23 protein-coding genes are annotated in these 24,464 nt (G+C 63.9%); 20 read left to right on the top strand and 3 right to left on the bottom strand.

The features are described from left to right. Position 1: 1 nt before the first annotated feature. From sdhA to sdhC, 3 genes are all read right to left on the bottom strand, one after another. Positions 2–1,801: a succinate dehydrogenase flavoprotein subunit gene (sdhA, locus tag ABD742_RS16610; RefSeq protein WP_234751269.1), complete on the bottom strand. Its 1,800-nt coding sequence runs from the start codon at positions 1,799–1,801 to the stop codon at positions 2–4. Between the two features lie 91 nt (positions 1,802–1,892). Beyond that, on the bottom strand, positions 1,893–2,363 hold the full coding sequence (locus ABD742_RS16605; RefSeq protein WP_234751271.1) for a succinate dehydrogenase hydrophobic membrane anchor subunit: 471 nt from the start codon (positions 2,361–2,363) through the stop codon (positions 1,893–1,895). Between the two features lie 3 nt (positions 2,364–2,366). Then, complete coding sequence (sdhC, locus tag ABD742_RS16600; RefSeq protein WP_234751273.1) at positions 2,367–2,747, bottom strand: succinate dehydrogenase, cytochrome b556 subunit; 381 nt, start codon at positions 2,745–2,747, stop codon at positions 2,367–2,369. A 238-nt stretch (positions 2,748–2,985) separates the two neighbouring features. On the opposite strand from sdhC, the gene ABD742_RS16595 reads away from it, so the two are divergent. From ABD742_RS16595 to ABD742_RS16500, 20 genes are all read left to right on the top strand, one after another. Then, a complete protein-coding gene (locus ABD742_RS16595; protein ID WP_234751275.1) occupies positions 2,986–4,119 on the top strand; it encodes a mannose-1-phosphate guanylyltransferase in 1,134 nt (377 codons plus the stop codon). 76 nt (positions 4,120–4,195) lie between these two features. Then, positions 4,196–5,395 carry an amidohydrolase gene (locus ABD742_RS16590; RefSeq protein WP_234751277.1) on the top strand — a complete coding sequence of 400 codons (1,200 nt, stop codon included), beginning with the start codon at positions 4,196–4,198 and terminating at the stop codon, positions 5,393–5,395. Positions 5,396–5,804: 409 nt separating this feature from the next. Continuing rightward, a complete protein-coding gene (locus ABD742_RS16585) occupies positions 5,805–6,239 on the top strand; it encodes a MarR family winged helix-turn-helix transcriptional regulator (RefSeq protein WP_234751279.1) in 435 nt (144 codons plus the stop codon). A 46-nt stretch (positions 6,240–6,285) separates the two neighbouring features. Then, entirely contained in the window at positions 6,286–6,717 is a 432-nt protein-coding gene (locus tag ABD742_RS16580; protein WP_234751280.1) for an organic hydroperoxide resistance protein, read from the top strand. Further along, the gene (locus ABD742_RS16575) at positions 6,714–7,733 is read left to right on the top strand and encodes an NADP-dependent oxidoreductase (RefSeq protein WP_234751282.1); all 1,020 of its coding nucleotides are present in this window, start codon (positions 6,714–6,716) and stop codon (positions 7,731–7,733) included. Before ABD742_RS16580 ends, ABD742_RS16575 begins: the two co-directional genes overlap by 4 nt. A 280-nt stretch (positions 7,734–8,013) precedes the next feature. Beyond that, on the top strand, positions 8,014–9,120 hold the full coding sequence (locus ABD742_RS16570) for a BMP family lipoprotein (protein ID WP_234751284.1): 1,107 nt from the start codon (positions 8,014–8,016) through the stop codon (positions 9,118–9,120). A gap of 163 nt (positions 9,121–9,283) precedes the next feature. Beyond that, positions 9,284–10,834, top strand: coding sequence for an ABC transporter ATP-binding protein (locus tag ABD742_RS16565; RefSeq protein ID WP_234751285.1), 1,551 nt, complete (start codon positions 9,284–9,286; stop codon positions 10,832–10,834). Further along, on the top strand, positions 10,827–12,200 hold the full coding sequence (locus ABD742_RS16560) for an ABC transporter permease (protein ID WP_372460930.1): 1,374 nt from the start codon (positions 10,827–10,829) through the stop codon (positions 12,198–12,200). The genes ABD742_RS16565 and ABD742_RS16560 overlap by 8 nt, the downstream gene beginning before the upstream one ends. Further along, positions 12,197–13,726: an ABC transporter permease gene (locus tag ABD742_RS16555; RefSeq protein ID WP_234751286.1), complete on the top strand. Its 1,530-nt coding sequence runs from the start codon at positions 12,197–12,199 to the stop codon at positions 13,724–13,726. The genes ABD742_RS16560 and ABD742_RS16555 overlap by 4 nt, the downstream gene beginning before the upstream one ends. A gap of 2 nt (positions 13,727–13,728) precedes the next feature. Next, a complete protein-coding gene (locus tag ABD742_RS16550) occupies positions 13,729–14,139 on the top strand; it encodes a cytidine deaminase (protein WP_308193851.1) in 411 nt (136 codons plus the stop codon). Then, on the top strand, positions 14,136–15,446 hold the full coding sequence (locus ABD742_RS16545) for a thymidine phosphorylase (protein ID WP_234751287.1): 1,311 nt from the start codon (positions 14,136–14,138) through the stop codon (positions 15,444–15,446). Before ABD742_RS16550 ends, ABD742_RS16545 begins: the two co-directional genes overlap by 4 nt. Before the next feature lie 65 nt (positions 15,447–15,511). Continuing rightward, the gene (locus tag ABD742_RS16540; RefSeq protein WP_234751289.1) at positions 15,512–16,162 is read left to right on the top strand and encodes a DedA family protein; all 651 of its coding nucleotides are present in this window, start codon (positions 15,512–15,514) and stop codon (positions 16,160–16,162) included. Between the two features lie 189 nt (positions 16,163–16,351). Next, positions 16,352–17,056 (top strand): DedA family protein, encoded by a 705-nt coding sequence (locus ABD742_RS16535; protein WP_234751346.1) that lies wholly within the window; start codon positions 16,352–16,354, stop codon positions 17,054–17,056. Positions 17,057–17,084: 28 nt separating this feature from the next. Then, positions 17,085–18,239, top strand: a complete 1,155-nt coding sequence (locus ABD742_RS16530; RefSeq protein WP_234751291.1) for an adenosine deaminase — start codon at positions 17,085–17,087, stop codon at positions 18,237–18,239. Between the two features lie 139 nt (positions 18,240–18,378). Continuing rightward, on the top strand, positions 18,379–19,017 hold the full coding sequence (locus ABD742_RS16525) for a MazG nucleotide pyrophosphohydrolase domain-containing protein (RefSeq protein ID WP_234751293.1): 639 nt from the start codon (positions 18,379–18,381) through the stop codon (positions 19,015–19,017). A 93-nt stretch (positions 19,018–19,110) separates the two neighbouring features. Beyond that, on the top strand, positions 19,111–20,391 hold the full coding sequence (gene eno / locus ABD742_RS16520; RefSeq protein WP_234751294.1) for a phosphopyruvate hydratase: 1,281 nt from the start codon (positions 19,111–19,113) through the stop codon (positions 20,389–20,391). A gap of 157 nt (positions 20,392–20,548) precedes the next feature. Continuing rightward, positions 20,549–21,286, top strand: coding sequence for an FtsB family cell division protein (locus tag ABD742_RS16515; RefSeq protein ID WP_234751295.1), 738 nt, complete (start codon positions 20,549–20,551; stop codon positions 21,284–21,286). A gap of 56 nt (positions 21,287–21,342) precedes the next feature. Further along, positions 21,343–22,059: a DUF501 domain-containing protein gene (locus ABD742_RS16510; protein WP_234751297.1), complete on the top strand. Its 717-nt coding sequence runs from the start codon at positions 21,343–21,345 to the stop codon at positions 22,057–22,059. After that, positions 22,056–23,003 carry a Ppx/GppA phosphatase family protein gene (locus ABD742_RS16505; protein ID WP_234751298.1) on the top strand — a complete coding sequence of 316 codons (948 nt, stop codon included), beginning with the start codon at positions 22,056–22,058 and terminating at the stop codon, positions 23,001–23,003. Before ABD742_RS16510 ends, ABD742_RS16505 begins: the two co-directional genes overlap by 4 nt. Before the next feature lie 16 nt (positions 23,004–23,019). Further along, complete coding sequence (locus ABD742_RS16500; RefSeq protein WP_234751299.1) at positions 23,020–24,417, top strand: S8 family serine peptidase; 1,398 nt, start codon at positions 23,020–23,022, stop codon at positions 24,415–24,417. The last annotated feature ends 47 nt before the right edge of the window (positions 24,418–24,464 follow it).

Raw genomic sequence — 24,464 nt, 5'->3', positions numbered from 1 at the left:
CTTAGTACTTCCTCACCATCGGCTCGTAGCGCGTAAAGACAACAGGCTTGGTGCCGAGTCGGATGCCCGCGATTGCTTCCGCAGATCCGTCCGCTGGGGCGTGCTCATCCTTATACGCCATGGAGTGCTTCATGAATTTTTCGTCGTCGCGCTCCGGGAAGTCCTCCCGGAAGTGGCCTCCACGCGACTCCTCGCGGTGCAGGGCAGCAACTGTCATGACTTTGGCCAGTTCCAGCAGGAAGCCCAGTTCCACCGCTTCGAGCAGGTCAAGGTTGAAACGCTTTCCCTTGTCCTGGACGCTGATGCGCTGGTAGCGCTCTTCGAGGGACGCGATGTCCGTGAGCACCTGGTTCAGGGTGTCCGCAGTACGGAACACCTGCATGTTGGCATCCATGGTGTCCTGCAGTTCCTTGCGGATCGCGGCAACCCTTTCGCCGCCATCGGAAGTGCGGACGTGGTTCAGCAGATCCAACGTGTATGCCTCCGGGTCTTCCGGGAGCTCCACGAAGTCAGCAGTCTTGGCGTATTCGGCGGCGGCAATGCCCGCACGCTTGCCAAAGACGTTGATGTCCAGCAGCGAGTTGGTACCCAAACGGTTGGAGCCGTGGACGGAGACACAAGCAACTTCGCCGGCCGCGTACAGGCCCGGCACGATGGTGTCGTTGTCCTGCAGGACCTCGGTGGTGATGTTGGTGGGGATGCCGCCCATGGCGTAGTGCGCCGTCGGGAAGACCGGAACCGGTTCCGTGTACGGCTCGACACCGAGGTAAGTGCGTGCGAATTCGGTGATGTCCGGAAGCTTCGCGTCAATGTGGGCCGGTTCAAGGTGCGTCAGGTCGAGGAGGACGTAGTCCTTGTTCGGGCCGCAGCCGCGTCCCTCACGGACTTCGTTTGCCATGGAACGGGCCACGATGTCGCGGGGAGCGAGGTCCTTGATGGTCGGGGCATAGCGTTCCATGAAGCGCTCACCCTCGGAGTTGCGAAGGATCGCACCCTCGCCGCGAGCGGCTTCCGAGAGGAGGATGCCCAAGCCTGCGAGACCGGTCGGGTGGAACTGGAAGAATTCCATGTCCTCCAGCGGGATTCCGCGGCGGAAGGCGATACCCATGCCGTCACCGGTCAGGGTGTGGGCGTTGGAGGTGGTCTTGAAGACCTTGCCTGCGCCGCCCGAGGCGAACACCACCGACTTGGCCTGGAAAACGTGCAATTCGCCGGAGGCGAGGTCGTAGGACACGACGCCGGCAACGCGCTTCTGCTTGTACGGCGTTCCGTCTTCGCGGACGGCGTCTTCCTCAACGGTGAGCAGGTCCAGGACGTAGTACTCGTTGTAGAACTCAACGTTGTGCTTGACGCAGTTTTGGTACAGCGTCTGAAGGATCATGTGGCCGGTGCGGTCTGCTGCATAGCAGGCGCGGCGGACCGGAGCCTTGCCGTGGTCACGGGTGTGGCCACCGAAACGGCGCTGGTCAATGCGGCCTTCGGGCGTGCGGTTGAACGGCAAGCCCATCTTCTCCAGGTCCAGCACGGCGTCGATGGCTTCCTTCGCCATGACCTCGGCTGCATCCTGGTCAACCAGGTAGTCGCCACCCTTGATGGTGTCGAATGTGTGCCACTCCCAGTTGTCCTCTTCGACGTTGGCCAGGGCTGCACACATGCCGCCCTGGGCTGCGCCGGTGTGGGAACGGGTGGGGTAGAGCTTGGTCAGTACTGCGGTGCGTGCGCGCTGACCGGATTCGATCGCGGCGCGCATGCCGGCGCCGCCGGCACCGACAATAACGACGTCGTACTTATGGACCTGCATACCAGATGCTCTTTCTCTCTAAGTCAGATGGTCGGCGGAGCCTGCTCCGCGTATTGTGCACAGCCGGACTAGCCGGTGGTGCAGCGGAGCGCTACGGCGCCGGGCAGAACCCGCCGGGCAGCTGAACGCCGTTGGCGACGGGGCACGGGTTGAACGTGAAGATCACCAGTGTGCCGAGAACGACGATGACGACCGTAGCCGCGTAAAGGACCACCTTGAGCCAGAGGCGGGTGGCGTCCTTCTCGGCGTAGTCGTTGATGATGGTGCGGACGCCGTTGGTGCCGTGCAGCATGGCGAGCCACAGCATGGCCAGGTCCCAGAACTGCCAGAACGGGTCGGCCCACTTGCCGGCCACGAAGCCGAAGTCGATGCCGTGGATGCCCTCGCCCACCATGAGGTTCACGAAGAGGTGGCCGAAGATCAGCACTACGAGCACGACGCCGGAGAGCCGCATGAACAGCCACGCGAACATCTCGAAGTTCCCCTTGGAACCGGTGCCGCGACGGTACTGCGGAGAAATTTTTCCACTACCACTACGGGGTGTCTGAATGTCAGTACTCATGGCTTAGTGGCCTCCCAGCGCGAGGGACAAGTGGCGGATGGCGAAGGCCCCGAAGACAACCAGCCACAATGCCAGGACGGTCCACAGCATCTGGCGCTGGTACTTTGCGCCCTTCTTCCAGAAGTCAATGGCGATGACGCGCAGGCCATTGAAGGCGTGGAAAACGATCGCTGCGACGAGGCCCGTCTCGCCCAGGGCCATGAGGGGGTTCTTGTAGGCGCCGATAACGGCGGTGTAGGCCTCCGGGGACACACGCACCAATGAGGTGTCCAGGACATGGACCAACAAGAAGAAAAAGATCACAACACCGGTAATGCGATGTCCAACCCAGGACCACATGCCTTCACGGCCGCGGTACAAGGTGCCAGCTGGTTTTGTCGGCACTGAATAAACCTTCCTGCAACACAGCGGCGCTTGCACGGGATCCATGCGGGGGGAACGCCAGCCGCGAGAGCACTCGTAGCTCAGCCTAAATCTAGGCTTCGCTCACAGCTTATTCAATTTAGGCGCCCCTTCTTGTAACGAGAGTGCGGGTGTTCGCCTGAATTCCGGCCTTTTCACGGCGAGGGTGAGACGAAGACCACAAAGTGGGACTTGCGCGGGTGTCCGATAAGGTGTTGCGGTGAGTATAGAAAACGCTGCAAGCCTCGAATCGCCATTGCGCCACTTCCACGCGGTTATTCCGGCAGGCGGAGTAGGCACGCGCCTATGGCCGCTTTCGCGTGCTGCTGCGCCCAAATTCCTGCATGACCTCACGGGTTCGGGAAGCACCCTTCTGCGCGCTACGTACGACCGTCTCGAGCCATTGGCCGGCAACCGCGTGCTGGTGGTTACGGGTGTGGCGCACCGGGTTGCTGTCTGCCGCCAGCTTCCCGAAGTGGGCGACGACGAATTGGTCCTCGAAAGCGAACCGAAGGACTCGGGTGCCGCGATCGGTCTCGCCGCCGCCATCCTTTACCGTCGCGACCCGGACACCATCATGGGTTCCTTCGCCGCCGACCATGTCATCAGCCCGGACAACCTCTTCCAGGAAACGGTCCGCGAGGCCATCCACACTGCGGCAGCCGGAAAAATCGTCACCATCGGCATCAAACCCACGCACCCATCGACCGGGTTCGGTTACATCCGCACCGGCGACTTGCTCAATATTGACGACGCACCGAACGCGCACGCTGTTGTCGAATTCGTCGAGAAGCCGAGCGAGGACATCGCGAAGAAGTACCTCGAGACGGGCGACTACGTTTGGAATGCCGGCATGTTCGTCGCCCCCGTTGCACTCATGCTCAAGCACCTGGAGGCAAACCAGCCGGTCTTGTTTGCCGGGCTGCAGGAAATCGCCGACGCCTGGGACACCCCGGAACGCGATGAAGTGACCGCTCGGGTGTGGCCCACGCTGCCGAAGATTGCCATTGACTACGCCGTGGCGGAACCCGCCGCAGCGGCGGGGGATGTCGCCGTCGTGCCCGGTACTTTCCGCTGGGACGACGTCGGAGACTTCGCCGCGATCGGTCGCCTCAACAATGCCGGCGACGTCGATGAGGTGACGGTCCTCGGCGAAGGCGCCCGTGTCTTCACTGAGAACGCCAGCGGCGTGGTCGTCTCCGATACCAAGCGCGTGATCGCCCTTATCGGGATCAAGGACGTCGTGATCGTCGATACACCGGACGCGCTGCTTGTCACCACGAAGGAGCACGCCCAGCGGGTCAAGGGTGCGGTGGACGCACTCAAGGCTAGCGGGGACACCGACGTTCTCTAGGGGCCTCCAGCGGCGCTGTCCGTAACCAAGAGACCCCTTTCGCTATTCGGGGGGCGCGGATGACTAGAGTTGTGAGGTGCGCAATTTCACTACCGAAACCGAGCCGACCCCTGTGGTGAAGCCATGGCTTGACGATCTCTTGCCGGAACTCATTGAATTCCGGAGGGACCTGCATGCGCACCCCGAACTTTCCTTCAAGGAATTTCGCACCACGGACAAGTTGGTTGAACGGCTCGAAGCGGCAGGACTTGAACCCCGTCGGCTGGAAGGGTCGGGGCTGACGGTCGACGTCGGCGCGGGGCCCATCGCCACCGCCCTGCGCGGAGACATCGACGCCCTCCCGATCATCGAAGAGACGGGTCTTCCGTTCGCGTCGAAGAACCACGGTGTCACCCACGCGTGCGGGCATGACGTCCACACCACGAGCATGCTCGGCATTGCCTTGGTGCTGCACGCCATGCACCAGGAATCCCCTTTGGGCGGCACGGTGCGCATCATCTTCCAGCCGGCAGAGGAAACCATGCCCGGCGGTGCCCTGTCCTGCATCGAGCAGGGCGTGCTCCAGGGTGTCCCGCGGATTCTGGCGCTGCACTGCGATCCGCGGATCAACGTCGGCAAGATCGGCACGCGCATCGGCGCCATCACCTCGGCCTCGGACACCATCAAAATCGAATTGACCGGACGTGGCGGCCATACTTCCCGTCCGCATTTGACCGAAGACCTGGTCTTCGCGCTGGCCCAAATCGCCGTCAATGTCCCGGCCGTTCTGTCCCGTCGCGTGGATGTGCGCAGTGGCGTTTCGGTCGTGTGGGGCCAGATCGCGGCAGGTTCCGCACCCAACGCCATCCCAGCCAACGGCTACATGGCCGGCACCATGCGTTGCCTCGACAGGGACGCTTGGCATAGCGCAGGGGAGCTGCTCGACGACGTCGTCCAGCAAGTTGCCGCGCCGTACGGGGTGGACGTGCACCTCGAACACACCCGCGGTGTCCCTCCCGTGGTCAACTCGGAACACGAGACTGCCCTCATCGAGGCAGCGGCCCGTGCGGAACTCGGCGAGCACGCCGTCGTCCTGACGCCCCAGTCCATGGGTGGCGAGGACTTTGCCTGGTTCCTGGCCGACCTGCCGGGTGCCATGATGCGGCTCGGGACCCATACGCCCGGCGGCGAGGAATACGATCTTCACCGCGGTGACTTCATTGTGGACGAGCGTGCCCTCGGCTTCGCGATCCAGGTCCTGGCCGCCGCCGCGCTGCGGACCATCCGGGATCTCTAAAACTGCGACGCTCGCTCACTAATGTGGGTCCGGCGGCGGACGCTCGCTCACCAATATGGGTCCGACGAAGGACGCTCGCTCACTTTTGGTCGAAAGGCTGCGGATCCTTCTGCAGATCATCTGCAGGAGGATCCCGTCGTGTGGGCTTGTTTGTGAGCGGGCGTTGCGGGGGGTGGGCTTGTTTGTGAGCGGGCGTTGCGGGGGGTGGGGTTGTTTGTGAGCGGGCGTTGCGGGGGGTGGGCTTGTTTGTGAGCGGGCGTTGCGGGGGGTGGGCTTGTTTGTGAGCGGGCGTTGCGGGGGGTGGGCTTGTTTGTGAGCGGGCGTTGCGGGGGGTGGGCTTGTTTGTGAGCGGGCGTTGTTGGAGCCAATTGAGTTGTGCACAATTTAATTGTGAGCTATCGTTATGGCTATGAGTGAAGCCCCACGCCTCGACCGCCAGGTCTGTTTCGCGCTGTATTCCGCCTCGAAGGCGGCGACGGCGGTCTACCGGCCGGTGCTGGAGGAGCTTGGACTGACGTATCCGCAATACCTCGTGATGCTGGTGCTCTGGGAAAACGAGCCGCGAAGCGTCCGGGAACTGGGGACTGAGCTGGGACTCGATTCGGGCACCCTGTCGCCGCTGCTCAAGAGGCTTGAAGCGTTGGGCTTCGTGGAGCGCCGGCGTTCAGCCGAGGACGAGCGTCGCGTCGAGATCCACCTGAGCGACGCCGGGCGGGCCCTCAGTGCCCGGGCGGGGGCTGTTCCGCAACGCCTCGCCGACGCCGCCGGCTTGAGCGCAGCCGAGCTTGCGCAGCTTCACGACACCCTGGGCCGGCTCACCGCCGCCCTCCATTCAGCCATCTGATCGTCCATCCCAACACGTCCATCCCATCAAAGGAAAAGGAACCACAGTGAAGACTTTGTACACAGCCGAGGCGCTTGCCTCCGGTGAAGGCCGCGAAGGCAACGCACGCACCAGTGACGGCAAGCTGGACGTAGCACTCGCCAGCCCGGTGGAACTGGGCGGAAACGGCCAGGGCACCAACCCCGAGCAGCTCTTCGCCGCCGGTTACGCGGCGTGCTTCCACTCGGCACTCAGGCTGGTGGGACGCAAGGCCCGCGTGGATCTCAGTGATTCCGCCGTCGCAGCCAAGATCCATTTCGGTGCCTTGGAGGGCAGCGAGGGATACGGGCTCGCCGCGGAGCTTGAGATCGCGCTGCCTGCCCTCGACCGGGAAACCGCCGAGCAGCTCGTGGCCAAGGCCCACCAGATCTGCCCCTACTCCAACGCGACCCGCGGGAACATCGCCGTCGACATCAAGCTTGTGGAGGTGGCCGCATGAGCGCCGCTGTTCCCAAGAGCACCCGCGAAATCCAGCTGACATCCCGCCCGCAGGGACGCCCTGTCCAGGAGAACTTCCGGCTGGCCGAGACCGAGCTGCCGGAGCTGCAGGAGGGCCAGATCCTGGTCCGCAACGAGTTCATGTCGGTCGATCCCTACATGCGCGGCCGCATGAATGACGTGAAGTCCTATTCGGCACCTTTCCGGCTCGACGCAGCGCTCGACGGCGGTGCGGTGGGTGAGGTGATCGCGTCCCGTTCCGAGGCGCTCAAGGTGGGTGACGTCGTCGTGCACCAGTTCGGCTGGCGCGAATATTCCGTGGTGGATGCGGCAAAGGCGACGCCGGTTCCGGCCGGCCTGGCGCCGACGTCGGCGTTCCTCGGTGCGCTCGGCATGACGGGCCTGACAGCGTATGCCGGGCTGCTCAAGGTGGCCGAGTTCAAAGCCGGGGACGTCGTCTTCGTTTCCGGTGCCGCAGGCGCAGTGGGTTCGATTGTCGGCCAGGTCGCCAAGGCCATGGGCGCCTCCAAGGTGATCGGCAGCGCCGGTTCCCCGGAGAAGGTGGCGCGCTTGCTGGAACTCGGCTTCGACGCGGCCTTCGACTACCACGACGGTCCGGTGGCGAAGCAACTCCGTGAGGCGGCGGGGGAGCGCGGCATCGACGTCTACTTTGACAACGTCGGCGGCGAACACCTCGAGGCTGCCCTCGCAGTCCTCACAGTGGGTGGCCGCGTGGCAATGTGCGGTGCCATTTCCCAGTACAACTCCACAGAGCCCACACCCGGCCCGCGGAACCTGGCCTTGGCGATCGGAAAACAACTGACCATCCGTGGCTTCCTCGTAAGCGGCCAGCGCCAGCACGCCGCTGAGTTCGCCGAGAAGATGGCCGGATGGCTGGCGGACGGAACGGTCCGCTACGACGAGACGATCCTCGACGGGCTGGAAAACGCGCCGCAGGCCTTCATCGATCTCCTGGATGGAGCTAACACCGGCAAGATGTTGGTCCGCCTGCACTGAGTATGATCCTGCACTGAGTACCGGCCCCGGCGGGCGGGCATCCTAGGACCGTTGGCTGGGAGTTCCACTACTGCTTGGTAACAAAAGCTCAACAATCTTCGGGTTGTTGGGCTTTTGTGTTACCCGGGTGTGTTCAATCCCACTAAAGTTGTGCCATCAGTGCGCCCCTGGCGCAGTGCTGCGAAGCATCAGTGAAAACAGAATTTCAGACTCGAGTTTTCGAAACGGACACTCATTGACCAACTGTCGTAGCATCAATCACTTTCTTCCTGGAGGAAAATTGAAGCAATCACTGCGTGCCACACTAAAGCGCGGTTCATTTGCAGGCGTCGCAACTGCGGGCGCCGCTGCACTTTTGCTGGCAGGCTGCGGTAGCGCACCGTCTGCTTCGAGCTCGGGCAGCGCCACCAAGTCGGACTACACCGCATGCATGGTGTCCGACTCCGGCGGCTTCGATGACAAGTCGTTCAACCAGTCAGGCTATGAAGGCCTCCAGGCGGCAGCCAAGGACCTGAACATCCAGGAGAAGCACGTCCAGTCCAAGGCCGACACGGACTACGACCCCAACCTTCGTTCCATGGTCCAGCAAGGCTGCAAGCTGACGGTTACGGTCGGCTTCCTGCTGGGCGACGCCACGAAGAACATAGCGACGGCGAACCCGAACAGCCACTTCGCCATCATCGACTACTCGGACCCCACCTTCCCGAAGAACGTCAAGCCGATTGTCTATAACACTGCCCAGGCCGCGTTCCTGGCCGGGTACCTCGCCGCCGGCACTTCCAAGACCGGCAAGGTTGCGACCTTCGGTGGTCTCAACATCCCCACCGTGAGCATCTTCATGGACGGCTTCTCTGACGGCGTGAAGTACTACAACCAGAAGAAGGGCAAGTCCGTCCAGCTTCTTGGCTGGGACAAGGACAAGCAGGACGGAACGTTCGTCGGCGACTTCAAGCAGGTCGACAAGGGCAAGGTCCTCACCCAGGGATTCCTGGACCAAGGGGCCGACGTCGTCCTTCCCGTCGCTGGTCCGGTCGGAGCAGGCGCAGGAAGTGCGATCCTTGACGCCAAGGCAAAGGGCACGGACGCAAAGCTGATCTGGGTCGACTCGGATGGCTACCTGACCGCACCCGCCTACAAGTCGGTCATCCTGACTTCGGTCCAGAAGACCATGGCGACCGCCGTCGAAACGGTCATCAAAGCCGACAAGGACGGCAAGTTCGACCCCAGCCCCTACGTTGGCACGCTCGACAACGGGGGTGTGGCGCTTGCCCCGTTCCACGATCTCGACTCCGCAGTGCCGGCTGACATGAAGAGCGATCTTGACCAGTTGAAGAAGGACATCATCTCCGGCGCAGTCAAGGTCGAATCGAAGTCCAGCCCCAAGTAATAATCCGGGCTAAACCGCGTCGCGCTGCCCTTCAGCCGAGTTTTGGCAGAAGGGCAGCGCGTTCTGCGTTGCCTTCAATTTGCTCTTCGACACTCCTTGGCCGAGCACTATGCTGGGACCACGGTGATGACGAGGAGCCATCCTTTATAGATGGGTTGGAGTTTTGAAACTCGAACTGAAAGGGATCACGAAGCGCTTCGGATCCCTCGTAGCCAATGACCACATCGATCTCGTGGTTGAACCCGGCCAAGTCCATTGCCTGTTGGGCGAAAACGGTGCCGGAAAATCCACCCTGATGAATGTCCTTTACGGACTCTACGATCCCAGCGAGGGCGAAATCCTGGTCGACGGCAAGCCGGTCGTCTTCAAGGGTCCCGGCGATGCCATGGCGGCAGGGATCGGCATGGTCCACCAACACTTCATGCTGATTCCGGTATTCACCGTCGCCGAAAATGTCGCCTTGGGAAACGAAGCCACCAAGGCTGCCGGTTTCCTGAACCTGGATGAAACCCGCCGCAGGATCTCCGAGATTTCCAAGCAATACGGATTCCACGTCGACCCCGATGCCCTCGTGGAAGACCTGCCCGTGGGCGTGCAGCAACGGGTCGAGATCATCAAGGCACTCGTTCGCGACGCCGAAGTCCTGATTCTCGATGAACCGACCGCGGTTCTCACTCCGCAGGAAACCGATGAGCTCCTGGATATCATCCGGCAGCTCAAGGCCGCCGGAAAATCAATTGTCTTCATTTCGCACAAGCTGCGTGAGGTCAAGGAAATTTCGGACATCATCACGGTGATCCGGCGCGGGAAAGTAGTGGGCTCGGCCGATCCCTCGGCGTCCCCGACGGAACTCGCCTCGGCGATGGTGGGCCGGGCGGTCAGCCTGACCCTGGAAAAGAAACCGGCCCAACCGGGTGAGGCGACTTTCAAGGTCCGGGACCTGACCGTTGTTGACCACAACGGCCAGCACGTCGTGGACGGGCTGAGCTTCGACATCGCCAAGGGTGAAGTGCTCGCCATCGCCGGTGTCCAAGGCAACGGCCAGACGGAACTCACGGAAGCCATCCTCGGCGTTCAGCAGCACGTCACCGGGTCCATCATCCTCGACGACGTCGAACTGCTCGGCAAGAGCGTCAAGCAGGTCCTGTCCGCCGGCGTCGGGTTCGTCCCTGAGGACCGCAAGATCGACGGTCTGGTGGGAACGTTCTCCATTTCCGAGAACATGATCCTGGACCTGTACGACAAGCCGCCTTTTGCCCAAGGCATCGGCATGAAACCGGCCTTGATCGCTTCCCACGCGGAGAAGAAGGTCGAGGAGTTCGATGTACGGACGCCGTCGATCGATGTCGCCGTGGGTACGCTCTCCGGAGGCAACCAGCAAAAGGTGGTCCTGGCCAGGGAGCTGTCCAGGCCATTAAGGCTCTTCATCGCATCGCAGCCCACCCGAGGCCTCGACGTCGGTTCCATCGAATTCGTGCACAAGCGGGTCATTGCCGAACGGGACAACGGAACTCCGGTGATGATCGTGTCCACGGAGCTCGACGAAGTGCTCGAGCTCGCTGACAGGATCGCCGTTCTCTACCGCGGAAAGCTGGTGGGGATCGTTCCCGCCGGTACCTCCCGTGACGTGCTGGGCTTGATGATGGCCGGCGTTCCGGAACATGAGGCAGAACTGACTGCGCACAAGACCCTCGAGGGAGGAACACATGTCTGAGTCCAACACCCCTCGACAAGAAAACGAGGTCGAGCCGGAGCGCCCGGAAACATTGGACGACGAGGTCGTCCTGGATGTCGCACTGGACACGGCAGACGGTGCAATGGCCCCGTCAGTAATTCCGGCTACCCGCCAAGGCGGACAGATCCCGCACGCCGCCGGTGGTTCGGTCTTCCGCCAGATCGTGACCGGAAACGCCATGGTGTCGGTGTTGTCCGTGCTCCTCGCGATTGTGCTCGGCGGAATCCTGATGGCCGTGACCAACCCCAAAGTGGCCGAAACAGCAGGCTATTTCTTCGCGCAGCCGGGGGACATGCTCACCGAGGTCTTCAGGCCCTACGTGGCACTGGTCCAAGGCTCGATATTCAACTGGGCCGGGGCCGACGCCGCAGCCCAGCTGTACCCGATCACTGAAACCCTGACGGTCTCCACGCCCCTGATCCTGGCAGGACTCGGCGTGGCCCTGGCCTTCCGTGCGGGACTGTTCAATATCGGTGCGCAAGGGCAAATCATCTTTGGCGCGCTGTTCGGCGCCTACGTCGGCTTTACCTGGCACTTGCCATTCCTGGTTCACTTGCTGCTTGTCATCGTTGCCGGATTCGTCGGCGGCGCGGTGTGGGGCGGCGTCGTCGGCCTCCTCAAAGCCCGGACCGGCGCGCATGAGGTCATCGTGACCATCATGCTGAACTACATCGCGAACTTCCTGCTCCTGTTCCTCCTGACCACTCCGGCTTTCCAGCGCAAGGGCTCGACCAACCCGATCTCGCCTTTCCTGGACCAGTCGGCACTGTTCCCGGAGTTGCTCGGCCCCCAGTTCAGGCTCCACGCCGGATTCCTCCTTGCTGTGCTGGCAACGGTTTTCGTCTGGTGGCTCCTGAAGCGCTCCACGCTCGGCTTTGAATTCCGGGCCGTGGGCGCCAACCAGAGCGCGGCACGCACCGCTGGAATCAACGTTCCCCGCGCCGTGATCCTGGTGATGGCGATTGCGGGTGCGCTTGCAGGCCTGGCCGGCATTGCACAGGTATCCGGAACGGAGAAATACCTCTCCGGAGGCGTCGCGGCTTCCATCGGATTCGATGCCATCACTGTCGCCTTGCTGGGCCGTTCGACGCCCTGGGGAACCTTCTTCGCCGGCCTCCTGTTCGGCGCGTTCCGTGCGGGAGGCGTCGCGATGCAGGCTGAAACCCAGACCCCCATCGACATCGTCTTGGTCATCCAGTCCTTGATCGTCCTGTTCATTGCGGCACCGCCACTGGTGCGCGCGATCTTCGGACTGAACCCGCGGAAAAAGAAGAAGGCCACTGGCGGCCCCGGCTCCGGAACCATCCCCTCCGGAAAAATCGAGAGCGGAGCTGCAACAGCATGAGCACCACGACAACTCAGCCCGGCGGTGGCACACCCGCCGGTAACGCCCCGGCGAGCCCCGGAAAAACGGGTGCCACCGAGCTGGTGAGCTGGAAGGCCGGCATCGGACTGTCCCTGCTCGCAATCCTGGGAACCGTGCTGTTCGGGTTCATGTCCAATTCGAAGTCGGCAGGCTTCGGCATTGCCGAGGCGGCCAATGAAGCGGCCTCAAGTGTTGCGGCGTTGGTCACGTTCGTCCTGGCCCTTCTGCTTTCCGTCGGTCTCGGATACCTCTGGTTCGTCCGCCGTCGTTCAAGCCTCACGTCGGGTTCAGGCCTCGCATCTGGGTCAGGCACAGTGCCGGGTTGGTTGCCTCCATCCACCGTCGCCGCCGTCGTGGTCCTCGGCCTTGCCGCGCTGGGAGTGGCAAAGGTTTCCAAGATCACGCTCCCTTCCGCGGCCATCGGCTGGATCGCTGCAGTGATTCTCCTGGCCCTGGCCGGCTACACGGTGTACCTGACCCAGGCGAAGAAAGCCGCACCTCGCTGGGTGGGCGGTACCTTCGCCGCCGTGTTCCTCATCGGGTTCATGGTCTGGATCGTCGCTGGCGGAAATGGCGATGAGCCGTCGATCTCCCTCGCCGGACTGATCGCGGGATCCGTCACCTTGGCCGTGCCGCTGGTCTTCGGATCCCTTTCCGGCGTCCTGTGCGAACGCGTCGGTGTGGTCAACATTGCCATTGAAGGGCAGCTCCTGCTGGGAGCATTCTCCGCAGCCGTTGTTGCCACCGTGACGCACAATGTCTACGCCGGGCTGGTCGCGGCGGCCGTCGCTGGAACGCTTGTTTCCCTGGTCCTGGCCGTCGTCAGCATCAAGTACCTCGTCAACCAGATCATCGTCGGCGTCGTGCTCAACGTCCTCATCAGTGGCCTGACGAGCTTCCTCTTTTCCACGCTGCTGACGGCTGACCCGGATGGACTCAACAAGCCGGGGCGCTTACCTCCGGTGGACATTCCCTTCCTGTCCGATATCCCCGTCATCGGCCCCATCCTGTTCCACCAGTCCCTCGTGGGCTATTTGATGTACATCGCCGTGATCGTCGTTTACCTCGGCCTTTTCCACACGAAGTGGGGACTGCGCGTGCGGGCCGTCGGCGAGCACCCGCAAGCGGCCGACACCGTGGGCATCAACGTCAACCGGACCCGTTTCTGGAACGTGCTCATGGGCGGTGCGATCGCGGGCATTGGCGGCTCGTTCTTCACGCTGGTATCCGTGGATGCCTTCAGCAAGGACATGTCCGGTGGTCGCGGGTATATCGCCCTGGCGGCGTTGATCTTCGGGCGCTGGAACCCGATCGGCGCCTTCCTGGCCGCGTTGCTGTTCGGCTTCGCGGACAACCTCCAGAGCGTCATCACCATCATCGGATCGCCTGTGCCGAGCCAGTTCATGGCCATGCTGCCTTACGCCTTGACGGTCTTCGCCGTCGCTGGATTGGTGGGCAGGTCCCGGCCGCCGGCGGCAAGCGGCATACCGTACGTCAAGGGCTGACCGTGGCGTTCACGGATGCCGAAGTGGACTGGGCGGCCCTCGAGGCCGCCGCGGTCGCGGCCATGGGGAAGGCCTACGCTCCGTATTCGAAGTTCCCGGTGGGGGCCGCCGCCCTCACCGAGGACGGCAGGATCGTCAGCGGATGCAACGTCGAGAACGCCAGCTATGGACTCACCCTGTGCGCCGAGTGCGCCTTGGTGGGAGACCTCCATATGGGTGGCGGCGGAAGATTGCGGGCGTTCTATTGCGTCGACTCGAAGGGCAATGTCCTCATGCCGTGTGGCCGGTGCAGGCAATTGCTGTATGAATTCCGGGCACCCGGCATGCAGCTCATGACAACGCAGGGCATCAAGACCATGGACCAAGTGCTGCCAGATGCCTTCGGTCCCGACAACCTGGAGGAGAACCGGTGACACAGACTGAAGCGTTTGATGCCGTACAGATCATCAGCATCAAGCGGGACAAGGGCACCCTGAGCCCGGAGCAGATCGACTGGACCATCGATGCCTATACCCGCGGCGTCATTGCCGACGAGCAGATGGCGGCCCTGAACATGGCGATCCTGCTCAACGGGATGGACCGTGCCGAGATCTCGCGCTGGACCGAAGCGATGATCGCCTCGGGCGAGCGGATGGACTTCTCCAGCCTTCGGCGTCCCGACGGCGGCGTGAAGGCCACCACCGACAAACACTCCACCGGGGGCGTCGGGGACAAAATCACCCTTCCGCTTGCGCCGTTGGTGGCGGTTTTCGGGGTGGCGGTTCCCCAGCTTTCCGGCAGGGGACTGGGCCACACGGGCGGCACGCTCGACAAGCTCGAAGCAATTCCCGGTTGGCGGGCGAACCTGAGCAACGAGGAAATCCTGGCCCAGCTGCAGGACGTGGGTGCAGTCATCTGCGCCGCCGGCACGGGTTTGGCACCGGCGGACAAGAAGCTCTATGCCCTGCGCGACGTTACGGGCACCGTGGAAGCCATTCCGCTGATCGCCTCGTCCATCATGAGCAAGAAGATCGCCGAAGGCACGGGCTCCCTGGTGCTCGACGTAAAGGTGGGCTCCGGGGCGTTCATGAAGGACGAAGTCCGTGCCCGCGAGCTGGCCGAAACCATGGTGGCCTTGGGCAAGGATGCGGGCGTCAACACGGTGGCCCTCCTGACCAACATGAGCACGCCGCTGGGCCTGACTGCGGGCAATGCCATCGAGGTGGAGGAATCGATGGAGGTGCTTGCGGGCGGCGGTCCGGAAGACGTCGTCGAGCTGACCGTCAGGCTCGCCGAAGAGATGCTCGCCTGCGCCGGAGTACACGACGCCGACCCCGTGGCCGCCCTCAAGGACGGCCGCGCGATGGACCTCTGGAACCGCATGATCGAAGCCCAAGGCGGCGATCCGCGTGCCGCCCTGCCAGTGGCCAAGGAATCCGAGGTCATCCCGGCTCCGGCCGACGGCGTCCTGGTGGAGCTCGACGCTCTGTCCGTGGGTGTGGCTGCGTGGCGCCTCGGCGCCGGTCGTGCCCGCAAGGAAGACATCGTCCAGGCAGGTGCAGGGGTGCGGATGCATGCCAAACCGGGCGCCCTGGTCCGGGCGGGAGAGCCACTCATGACCCTCCTGACCGACACCCCGGAAAAGTTCGAAAGGGCCAAGGAAGCCTTGGAAGGCGCCGTGCTCATCGCGCCGGAAGGCTCACGGCCGGCGCAACGGCTCATCATCGACCGGATCTCCTAGGCTGGTCTCCCGGGCATTTTGGGATGCCCGGGAGACAATCCCTGCGGCCATTCGTTAGGAAGACCGTGCAAGCCATCAACGACTTCATCCTCGCCGCGGCCGGGCAGCCTTGGGTTTTGCTTCTGGTTTTTGCCTGCTGCGTGATCGACGGTTTCTTCCCGCCCGTTCCCAGCGAGTCGATGGTGGTGGGACTCGCTGCAGTCTCCGTGACCGCAGGGATGCCCAACACGTGGCTGCTGATGCTGGCGGGGGCCCTTGGGGCTTTCACAGGCGACAACATCGCCTACTTGATCGGCCGGAAAGTAGGTGTCCGCCGCTGGCGGTGGATGCAGTCCCAAAGGATGCAGGGTGCGTTCCGCTGGGCCGGGAGGGAACTTCGACGCCGGGCCGCGTCACTGATCATGGTGGCCCGGTTCATCCCCATCGGCCGTGTGGCGGTCAACCTCACAGCCGGAGCAACCCACTTCCCGCACGGCATGTTTGTGGCGCTCACGGCCATGTCTGCCGTTCTGTGGGCCAGTTATTCGGTGGCCATCGGTGTGTTCTTCGGCCAATGGTTCGAGCACAACCACCTGCTCGGAGCGATTATCGCGATCGGCGCGGCCGTCGTCCTCGGAATCATCGTGGACCGGATCATCAGCAAAGTCCGCGGGGCCACGCCTTCCACCGAAGAGGACGAAGAAACCGGTGAGCCCGAAGAGGAATCCGTCGTGTAGCACGGATTGAAGATCCCTCCACGGGGGGATGCTTCCATTCCAGCTTTCGAGCTAGCCTTAAATTGTGTCCCACCCCGGCCGGGGCGTAGCGAACGACGCCCGGGCCGTGGGACACTGGATAGCGATCTATGTCACGCGACCGTGTGACTTTCCTTGAGGAGCAATGCCTGCGTGGAATTCATGAACCACATGCTCGAGCATGCCGCCGGGCAACCGTGGATCTACCCGGTGCTCCTGGTTTTCTTTTTCATCGACGGCTTTGCCACCATCCTTCCAAGTGAGACCGCGATCGTAGGGCTCTCTGCCCTTGCCATGCACCGAGGCGAGCCGAACCTGTGGCTCCTCGGCGCTACGGCGCTCGTCGGGGCGATGGCCGGCGACAACATGGCGTACATGCTGGGCCGCAAGATCGGCCTGGACCGCTGGAAATGGATGCGCAAGCCGAAGGTCCAGAAGATGTTCGCCTGGGCACACTACGAGCTGGACAAGCGCGGCGCAGTGCTTATCTTCACAGCCCGGTACATACCGTGGGGCCGGGTAGCGGTGAACTACGTCGCCGGACAGACTGGCTTCCGCCACAAGACCTTCTTCTTCCTGGATGCCTTCGCGTGCTTCACGTGGGTAGCTTATTCGATCGGCATTGGATCGCTGGCCGGCCACTGGGTGCACAACAACCCGCTCCTCGGCGTGGGGATTGCCGTGGCATTCGCTGTGGTACTCGGCGTCATCGTGGACCACACGTTGCGTTGGTGGCACAAGCACCTTGAAAAGAAGGACGGGGAAAAGGAGGACGGCGAGAAGAAGGAAGCAGCTTCCGCGGAAGCAGCCGCAGCAGACACGGGGACCGCGGTTAACGCCGCGGCCGGCGTCGAGCGCTCAAACCCTGCTGGCTAAGCTTCTTCAGTCCCCCTAGAGTTGAGACGTGACTGACCCCATTGTTGACGCCGCCCCTGCCCTTGACTTCGACCTGAAGAGCCTGCCGAAAGTTTCCCTTCACGACCATCTGGACGGGGGACTGCGCCCGGCCACCATCATCGAGCTGGCGGAGGCCGTCGGCCACACCCTGCCTTCCACGGATCCCGTAGCACTGCGCCAGTGGTTCCGTGAGTCCGCGGACTCCGGTTCTTTGGTCCGCTACCTCGAAACCTTTGACCACACGATTGCTGTCATGCAGACCAAGGAAGGCCTGGCGCGCGTCGCCAAGGAGTTCGTTGAGGACCTGGCTGACGACGGCGTCGTGTACGGCGAGATCCGTTGGGCGCCCGAACAGCACCTGCAGAAGGGCCTCACCCTCGATGAGGTTGTGGACGCGGTCCAGGAAGGGCTCGACGCCGGTGTGGACGCCGTTGAGGAGTCCGGCGGCCAGATCCAGGTGGGCCAGCTCATCACGGCGATGCGCCATGCGGACCGCGGCCAGGAAATTGCCGAGCTCGCCGTACGCCACCGCTACAACGGAGCTATCGGCTTCGACATCGCCGGAGCCGAAGACGGCTTCCTGCCTTCCCGTTTCAAGGACGCTTTCACCTACCTGGCCGAGCACAACTTCCCGGCTACGGTGCACGCCGGCGAAGCCGCGGGTCTGGAAAGCATCCAGTCCGCCCTTGTGGACGGCCGCGCACTGCGCTTGGGCCACGGCGTGCGTATCGCCGAGGACATCACCGTTGAGTTCGAAGATGCCGAGGGCGAAGAGGCCGACGACGACGCCGAGGACACCATTGGCATGGTCACCTTGGGTGAGGTGGCCGGCTGGGTCCGCGATCGCGGAATCGCGCTGGAAATCTGCCCCTCGTCCAACCTGCAGACCGGCGCAATCGCGAACTTCGGCGAAGGCATCGAGAACCACCCGCTGGACATGCTTTACCAGTTGGGCTTCAACGTCACCATCAACACGGACAACCGGCTCATGAGCGGCGTGACGCTCACGGACGAGTTCGAGCTTCTCGTGGAGACCTTCGACTACGATCTCGACGACCTCCTCGAACTGACCCTCAACGCCGCCGAGTCGTCGTTCCTGCCGCTGGACGAAAAAGAAGCCTTGGTGGAGTACATCAACGACGCCTACGCCAACCTTGGCTGAGGAGTCCACTGGCGGGACAGCCTCTGTAAGTCCCGTCGCGGCGCTCGTTGGGCCCACGGCGGCAGGGGTCCCCGGCCGAGCTGGCGAGGTTGGGGAGCTGCTGGGGAAGATTGCCTCTTTGCGCGAGCACTGTCCGTGGATGGGGGCGCTGACTCACGAATCCCTCGTCGAGTACCTGATCGAGGAAGCGTACGAGGTGGTCGACTCGATCGAGGCCGGCGCCTCCGGTTCCGACACTGCCGACGAACTCCGCGGCGAGCTGGGCGACGTGCTGCTCCAAGTGGTGCTCCACGCCCGGCTCGCCGAGGAGCAAGGACAGTTCACCTTCGACGACGTCGCGCGCACCATCACGGAGAAGATGGTGCGGCGCAACCCGCACGTCTTCAAGCCGGACGGATCCTTGCAGGAATCCTTCCCGGCCACCGTGGAGGAGATCGTCGAAAAGTGGGACGCCGTGAAGAAGGCCGAAAGACCCGGGCGTTCGGATCCCTTCGAAGGAATACCACCACACCTTCCTGCCCTCGCCCTGGCGCAAAAGTCCCTTGACCGTGCCGAGCGCGCAGAGCGCGCGGGCGGCCCGGAACGCGGCGGCAGTCCAGTGGCGGCGGTGGAGGTTCCCGGCTCCGAAGCTGCGCTTGGAGACTTGCTGCTCGCCGTCGTCGCGGGCTCGCGGGAGAAGGGGTTCGACGCCGAACGGGCCTTGCGCGGCGCCGTCCGCCGCTACCAAGGCCGCGACGGCGAAGCCACAAAACGTGAGGGATCCGACGCTGTTCCGTAACCTTGGCCGGTCTCGACTAGGCTAGTGGCGACGAGGACGTCGAGAATTTCCCTCAAGATTCCCAGTAAATCGCTTCACCATAAGGAGCAGTCCATGGCGCTTATCGATGCCATCCACGCCCGCGAGATCCTTGATTCCCGCGGAAACCCGACAGTAGAAGTTGAAGTTCTGCTTTCCGATGGCCAGATCGGCCGCGCGGCAGTTCCCTCCGGTGCTTCCACCGGCGAGCACGAAGCCGTTGAACTGCGCGACGGCGACAAGGGCCGTTACCTCGGCAAGGGCGTCCAGAAGGCCGTTGACGCGGTCATCGACGAAATCGCCCCGGCCCTGATCGGCTTCGACGCGACGGACCAGCGCAGCATCGACCAGGCCATGATCGACCTCGACGGCACCCCGAACAAGGCCAAGCTCGGCGCGAATGCCATCCTCGGCGTTTCCCTCGCCGTGGCCAACGCAGCCGCCGCCTCCGCCGACCTGCCGCTGTACAAGTACCTGGGTGGCCCTAACGCCCACGTCCTGCCCGTCCCGCTGATGAACATCCTCAACGGTGGCTCCCACGCCGACTCCGACGTCGACATCCAGGAATTCATGATCGCCCCGATCGGCGCCGAGACCTTCTCCGAAGGCCTGCGCTGGGGCGTTGAGGTCTACCACAACCTCAAGTCCGTCCTGCAGGCCAAGGGCCTCTCGACCGGCCTCGGCGACGAAGGCGGCTTCGCGCCGAACCTGCCGTCGAACCGTGCTGCGCTGGACCTGATCCAGGAAGCCATCAGGAACGCCGGCTACACCCCGGGCAAGGACATCGCGCTCGCCCTGGACGTCGCCTCCTCCGAGTTCTACAAGGACGGCGCCTACCAGTTCGAAGGCAAGGCACTCTCGGCCACTGAGATGAGCGCCTACTACGCCGAACTCGTTGCAGACTACCCGCTGGTCTCCATCGAAGACCCGCTGGACGAAAACGACTGGGAAGGCTGGAAGACCCTCACCGACGCGATCGGCGACAAGGTCCAGCTGGTTGGCGACGACCTCTTCGTCACCAACCCGATCCGCCTGCAGCAGGGCATCGACTCTGCCACGGCCAACTCCCTGCTCGTCAAGGTCAACCAGATCGGTTCCCTGACCGAAACGCTGGACGCCGTTTCCCTGGCCCAGCGCTCCGGTTACACCACCATCACCTCGCACCGCTCCGGCGAAACCGAGGACACCACCATTGCTGACATCGCCGTTGCCACGAACGCGGGCCAGATCAAGACCGGTGCCCCTGCCCGCTCCGAGCGCGTCGCCAAGTACAACCAGCTGCTACGAATCGAAGAAGAGCTCGACGACGCCGCGCGCTACGCCGGCCGCAGCGCTTTCCCGCGTTTCAAGGGCTAGTATCCGCTGAAACAGCTGACCGGTGGCTATGGTGGAAAGACCATAGCCACCGGTTCTGTTTAACGAAATGTGCGAGCACTTCGGCAAACCGCAGGCTCCGTGAGGCACGCAGAGCGCAGCAACCCGCCAGGCAAGCACCAGGCATTACAGGAGTGTCATGGCCACCCGCCGCCCCAAGGTCCCCCGGGCAGACGCCCTCGGTCGCTCGCCCCAAAAGAACCCCGACGGCGGCCACGTTATCCGTGCCGACTTCGGCGAGTCCCGCAAGGCAAGCGCCGGCCAGCAGGAGACCCCGGTTCCCGCAGGGTCCAGACAGGCGTCCAATGCCAAAGCCGAAGGCGGCACCCAAAGCAAGGGCCAGTCCGGACCCAAGGCTGGTTCTGCGGCGAAACCTGGACGTTCGCTTCCGGGCGGGCCGGGAAACACCCCGGTTGTCGGCAAGGCATCGAACAAAACGTCCGGTGCCGGGTCCGCCCACCTCGACAAGGACCACAGCGCGCGCCCCGTGCCTGCGAAGGCGTTCTCCGGCCGCATGCTTGCCCTCGCCGTGGTGATGATAGCCATCACCATCATGCTCGCGCCCACAGTCAAGATCTGGTTGGAGAAAAAGGCGGAAATCTCCGGCCTGGAAGCCGACATTGCCAGCAAACAGGCCGAGCAGGCCAGCCTCCAAAAGCAGATCACGCGGTGGCAGGATCCCAACTATGTGAAACAACAGGCCCGGGACCGCATTAACATGGTTATGCCGGGTGAAGCAGGCTACTGGGTGTTTGGTGGAGGCGTTCCCGCCGGAACACCGGGCGGAAGCACCAGCTCAGGAGCTTCCGGAAGCCCGTCCAATCTGCCATGGGTGGATGGCCTGTGGGAATCCATCAGGCGCTCGGCAACAGACTAGACGCGGTGCCCGCCGCCGTCGCGCCCTGATGGGCGCGGCCAAACAGGGCAGGAAGGATGGCAGCGCCAGTGGAAGACAACTCGGCACCTGCATCGCAGGAGTCCCGCAAGCCATCAGCACACGATCTCGAAATCCTCAGCCGCCAGCTCGGACGGCCGGTGCGTGACGTCGTCGAAATCCCGGCGCGCTGCGTGTGCGGCAACCCGCTGGTCGCCGCGACGGCTCCGCGTCTGAACAATGGCACCCCGTTTCCCACGACGTTCTACTTGACGCACCCCGTCATCACCGCCGCCGTGTCGCGGCTGGAGGCCGGCGGGCTCATGAATGAGATGAACGAACGGCTCACGGCTGACGAGCCTTTGGCTGCGGCTTACAGGAGCGCCCACGAAGCCTATCTGCAGGCGCGTGACGAGATTGCCGGACGGGCCGGCACCGGGGACGTCCCCGAGATCGCAGGCGTCTCTGCCGGCGGCATGCCCACCCGCGTCAAGTGCCTCCACGTGCTGGTCGGCCATTCCCTGGCCGCCGGTCCCGGCGTCAATCCGCTCGGTGACGAGGCCATCCGGGCGATCAGCGAATGGTGGACCGCGGACCGCTGCTATTGCGACGGCGCGTGGGACAGTGCGGGGGAGGCCCCGTCCCGGGACCTCAGCCGCCACGGACCGCAGGGCCTGCCGGACATCGTGGGCCGTCCCGCCCCGGTCCGCAAATCCAAGTCCTCCCACGCAACAGAGCCATCAGGGGAACCAGCCGCAGGGGAGCTCAACGTATGAACCGGGTAGCTGCCATCGATTGCGGCACCAATTCGATTCGGCTCCTGATTGCTGATTCAAACGGTGCAGGCGCAGGGTCTCCCTTGCGGGACGTTGTCCGCGAGATGCGCGTGGTGCGCCTCGGCCAAGGGGTTGACGCCACCGGCGAGCTTGCCCCCGAGGCGCTCGAACGCACCTTTGCGGCAACCGCCGACTACGCCGAGTTGATCCGCCATCATGGCGCCGGGGGCGTCCGTTTCGTGGCGACCTCTGCCAGCCGGGACGCCCGCAACCGGGACGTCTTTGTTGACGGGATCCGGGACCTGCTGGGCGTCGAACCGGAGGTCATCTCCGGCGACGAAGAAGCCGCCCTGTCCTTCGCCGGTGCAAGCAGCGTGCTGCCTTCGCGCGGCAAGGACCCGGTCCTTGTGGTGGACCTTGGCGGCGGAAGCACCGAGTTCGTCCTCGGAGACTCCGACGGCGTGATTGCCGCCAAATCCGTCGACATCGGCTGCGTGCGGCTGACCGAACGGCACCTCCGCAACGACCCGCCGACGCCGGAGCAGATCGCCGCCGCGGAAGCCGACGTCGACGCAGCCATTGATCTCGTCGCCCGCACGGTCCCGCTGGGCCGGGCCACCGCCGTCGTGGGCGTTGCCGGCTCCGTCACCACCATCACGGCGCACGCTTTGGGCCTTGGCGAGTACGATCCCGCACTCATCCACGGTGCCAGCCTGGACCTGGAGACCATCAGCGACGCGGCCACGAGCCTGTTGGAAATGAGCCGCGAGGAGCGTGCCCGGCTGCCCTACATGCACCCCGGACGCGTTGACGTCATCGGAGCCGGAGCCCTCGTATGGCGCCGTATCCTCCAGCGCTTGGCTGAGCTGGGAGAGGGCTCCATCACTGGGGCTATCTCCAGCGAGCACGACATCCTCGACGGCATCGCGCTGAGTATTCGTTAACGATGGGTATTCGCTGATGACATCGCCACACGGTTGGCGCCGCCGGACAGCATCGGCCGCGCTGGCCGCCATGCTGGCCGGGGGAAGCCTTGCAGGGGCCCTGCTCACTGCCCCTTCGGCGTTCGCCGACTCTTGGCGGGACAAGGAATACTGGCTCAACGAGTACGGCATTTCCGCAGCCTGGCAGGTATCAAAGGGCGCGGGGGTGAAAGTCGCGATCATCGACAGCGGGGTGGACGGGCAACACCCCGACCTCAAGGGTGCGGTGGTCGGCGGAACCGACGCTTCCGGTGCGGGCGATCCGAACGGACAGAAGAGCATCGGGGCCAAACCCGAGCACGGGACCCTCGTCGCAACTCTCCTGGCAGGGCGCGGACACGCTTCGGCCAGTCCATCGACCGCTCCCTCGTCTCCGTCGCCGACGTCGTCTTCGTCGCCCGGTTCCAGTGTTGGCCCGGACGGAATCGTCGGCGTCGCCCCCGAGGCCGAGATCTTGTCCGTCTCCGCTTGGCTCGGTTCGCCGAATCCCGCGGGCAAGACGGACCAGGAACAGATTCCCGAAGCTGTTCGATGGGCAGTGGACAACGGCGCCAAGGTCATCAATATTTCCCTCGGCAGCACCTCGCCTGATTGGCCCCAAAGCTGGGACGCGGCGTTCCTCTATGCCGAACAAAAGGACGTGGTGATCGTGGCTGCGGCAGGCAACCGGATCGGCGGAAACGTCCAGGTGGGCGCGCCCGCCACGATTCCGGGGGTACTGACCGTGGCAGGACTCGACCGGAACCGTACGGCCAGCGTCGATGCCTCTTCGCAGGGAATCAGCATCGGCGTCTCGGCACCGGCGGAAAAGCTGGTGGGTGGCCTGCCCGGGGGGAGCTATGAAGATTGGGCCGGCACGTCCGGCTCCGCGCCGATCGTCTCCGGCGTCGCGGCGCTTATCCGCTCGAAATGGCCGGATATGAGCGCCAAACAGGTCATCAACAGGATTGTGTCGACGGCCGTGGATGCAGGGGCGCCCGGCAAGGACCCCATCTATGGCTACGGCATCCTCAACGCCGAGGCGGCCCTGAAAGCCGATGTGCCCGAGGTGGCGAGCAATCCGGTGGGATCCATTGCTGAATGGATCCGGGTGCATCGGCGCGGGGACCTCAGCAGCCCCACGCCTCAGTCAACGTCGAAGCCGAGCATCCCCGCAGCCACCTTGGCGGATCCCACAGTTCCTGCGGCGAAGGCGCCCTCGCAGGCCGACACTGCGGTTCCGGCCGCGGTGGTCATCGGCTTTGGTTCGCTTTTCGTGGCGATCGTTGCGGGCGCCTCCGTCCAATTGAGGCGCTCCTACCGGGCCTCCCCGGAACTGCCCGACGAACCCGCGACCGGCGTGGTGGACGTCGTGGATCCGAGCGGCCCGAAATAGCCTCCGGCGCTGGTGCGTAGCTTCGGGAAATAGTTAGTGAAGATTTT

It is taken from the genome of Arthrobacter ramosus, assembly GCF_039535095.1.
Taxonomy (GTDB): domain Bacteria; phylum Actinomycetota; class Actinomycetes; order Actinomycetales; family Micrococcaceae; genus Arthrobacter; species Arthrobacter ramosus.
This window is presented reverse-complemented; position numbering and strand designations above follow the sequence as displayed.

What these genes read in the sequence shown, in the direction of transcription:
- eno (WP_234751294.1), top strand. Translation starts at nt 19,111, where the DNA reads ATGGCGCTTATCGATGCCATCCACGCCCGCGAGATCCTTGATTCCCGC.
- ABD742_RS16500 (WP_234751299.1), top strand. Translation starts at nt 23,020, where the DNA reads ATGACATCGCCACACGGTTGGCGCCGCCGGACAGCATCGGCCGCGCTG.
- ABD742_RS16605 (WP_234751271.1), bottom strand. Translation starts at nt 2,363, where the DNA reads ATGAGTACTGACATTCAGACACCCCGTAGTGGTAGTGGAAAAATTTCT.
- ABD742_RS16510 (WP_234751297.1), top strand. Translation starts at nt 21,343, where the DNA reads ATGGCAGCGCCAGTGGAAGACAACTCGGCACCTGCATCGCAGGAGTCC.
- ABD742_RS16585 (WP_234751279.1), top strand. Translation starts at nt 5,805, where the DNA reads ATGAGTGAAGCCCCACGCCTCGACCGCCAGGTCTGTTTCGCGCTGTAT.
- sdhA (WP_234751269.1), bottom strand. Translation starts at nt 1,801, where the DNA reads ATGCAGGTCCATAAGTACGACGTCGTTATTGTCGGTGCCGGCGGCGCC.
- ABD742_RS16515 (WP_234751295.1), top strand. Translation starts at nt 20,549, where the DNA reads ATGGCCACCCGCCGCCCCAAGGTCCCCCGGGCAGACGCCCTCGGTCGC.
- ABD742_RS16555 (WP_234751286.1), top strand. Translation starts at nt 12,197, where the DNA reads ATGAGCACCACGACAACTCAGCCCGGCGGTGGCACACCCGCCGGTAAC.
- ABD742_RS16505 (WP_234751298.1), top strand. Translation starts at nt 22,056, where the DNA reads ATGAACCGGGTAGCTGCCATCGATTGCGGCACCAATTCGATTCGGCTC.
- ABD742_RS16525 (WP_234751293.1), top strand. Translation starts at nt 18,379, where the DNA reads ATGGGGGCGCTGACTCACGAATCCCTCGTCGAGTACCTGATCGAGGAA.
- ABD742_RS16560 (WP_372460930.1), top strand. Translation starts at nt 10,827, where the DNA reads ATGTCTGAGTCCAACACCCCTCGACAAGAAAACGAGGTCGAGCCGGAG.
- ABD742_RS16575 (WP_234751282.1), top strand. Translation starts at nt 6,714, where the DNA reads ATGAGCGCCGCTGTTCCCAAGAGCACCCGCGAAATCCAGCTGACATCC.
- ABD742_RS16535 (WP_234751346.1), top strand. Translation starts at nt 16,352, where the DNA reads ATGCTCGAGCATGCCGCCGGGCAACCGTGGATCTACCCGGTGCTCCTG.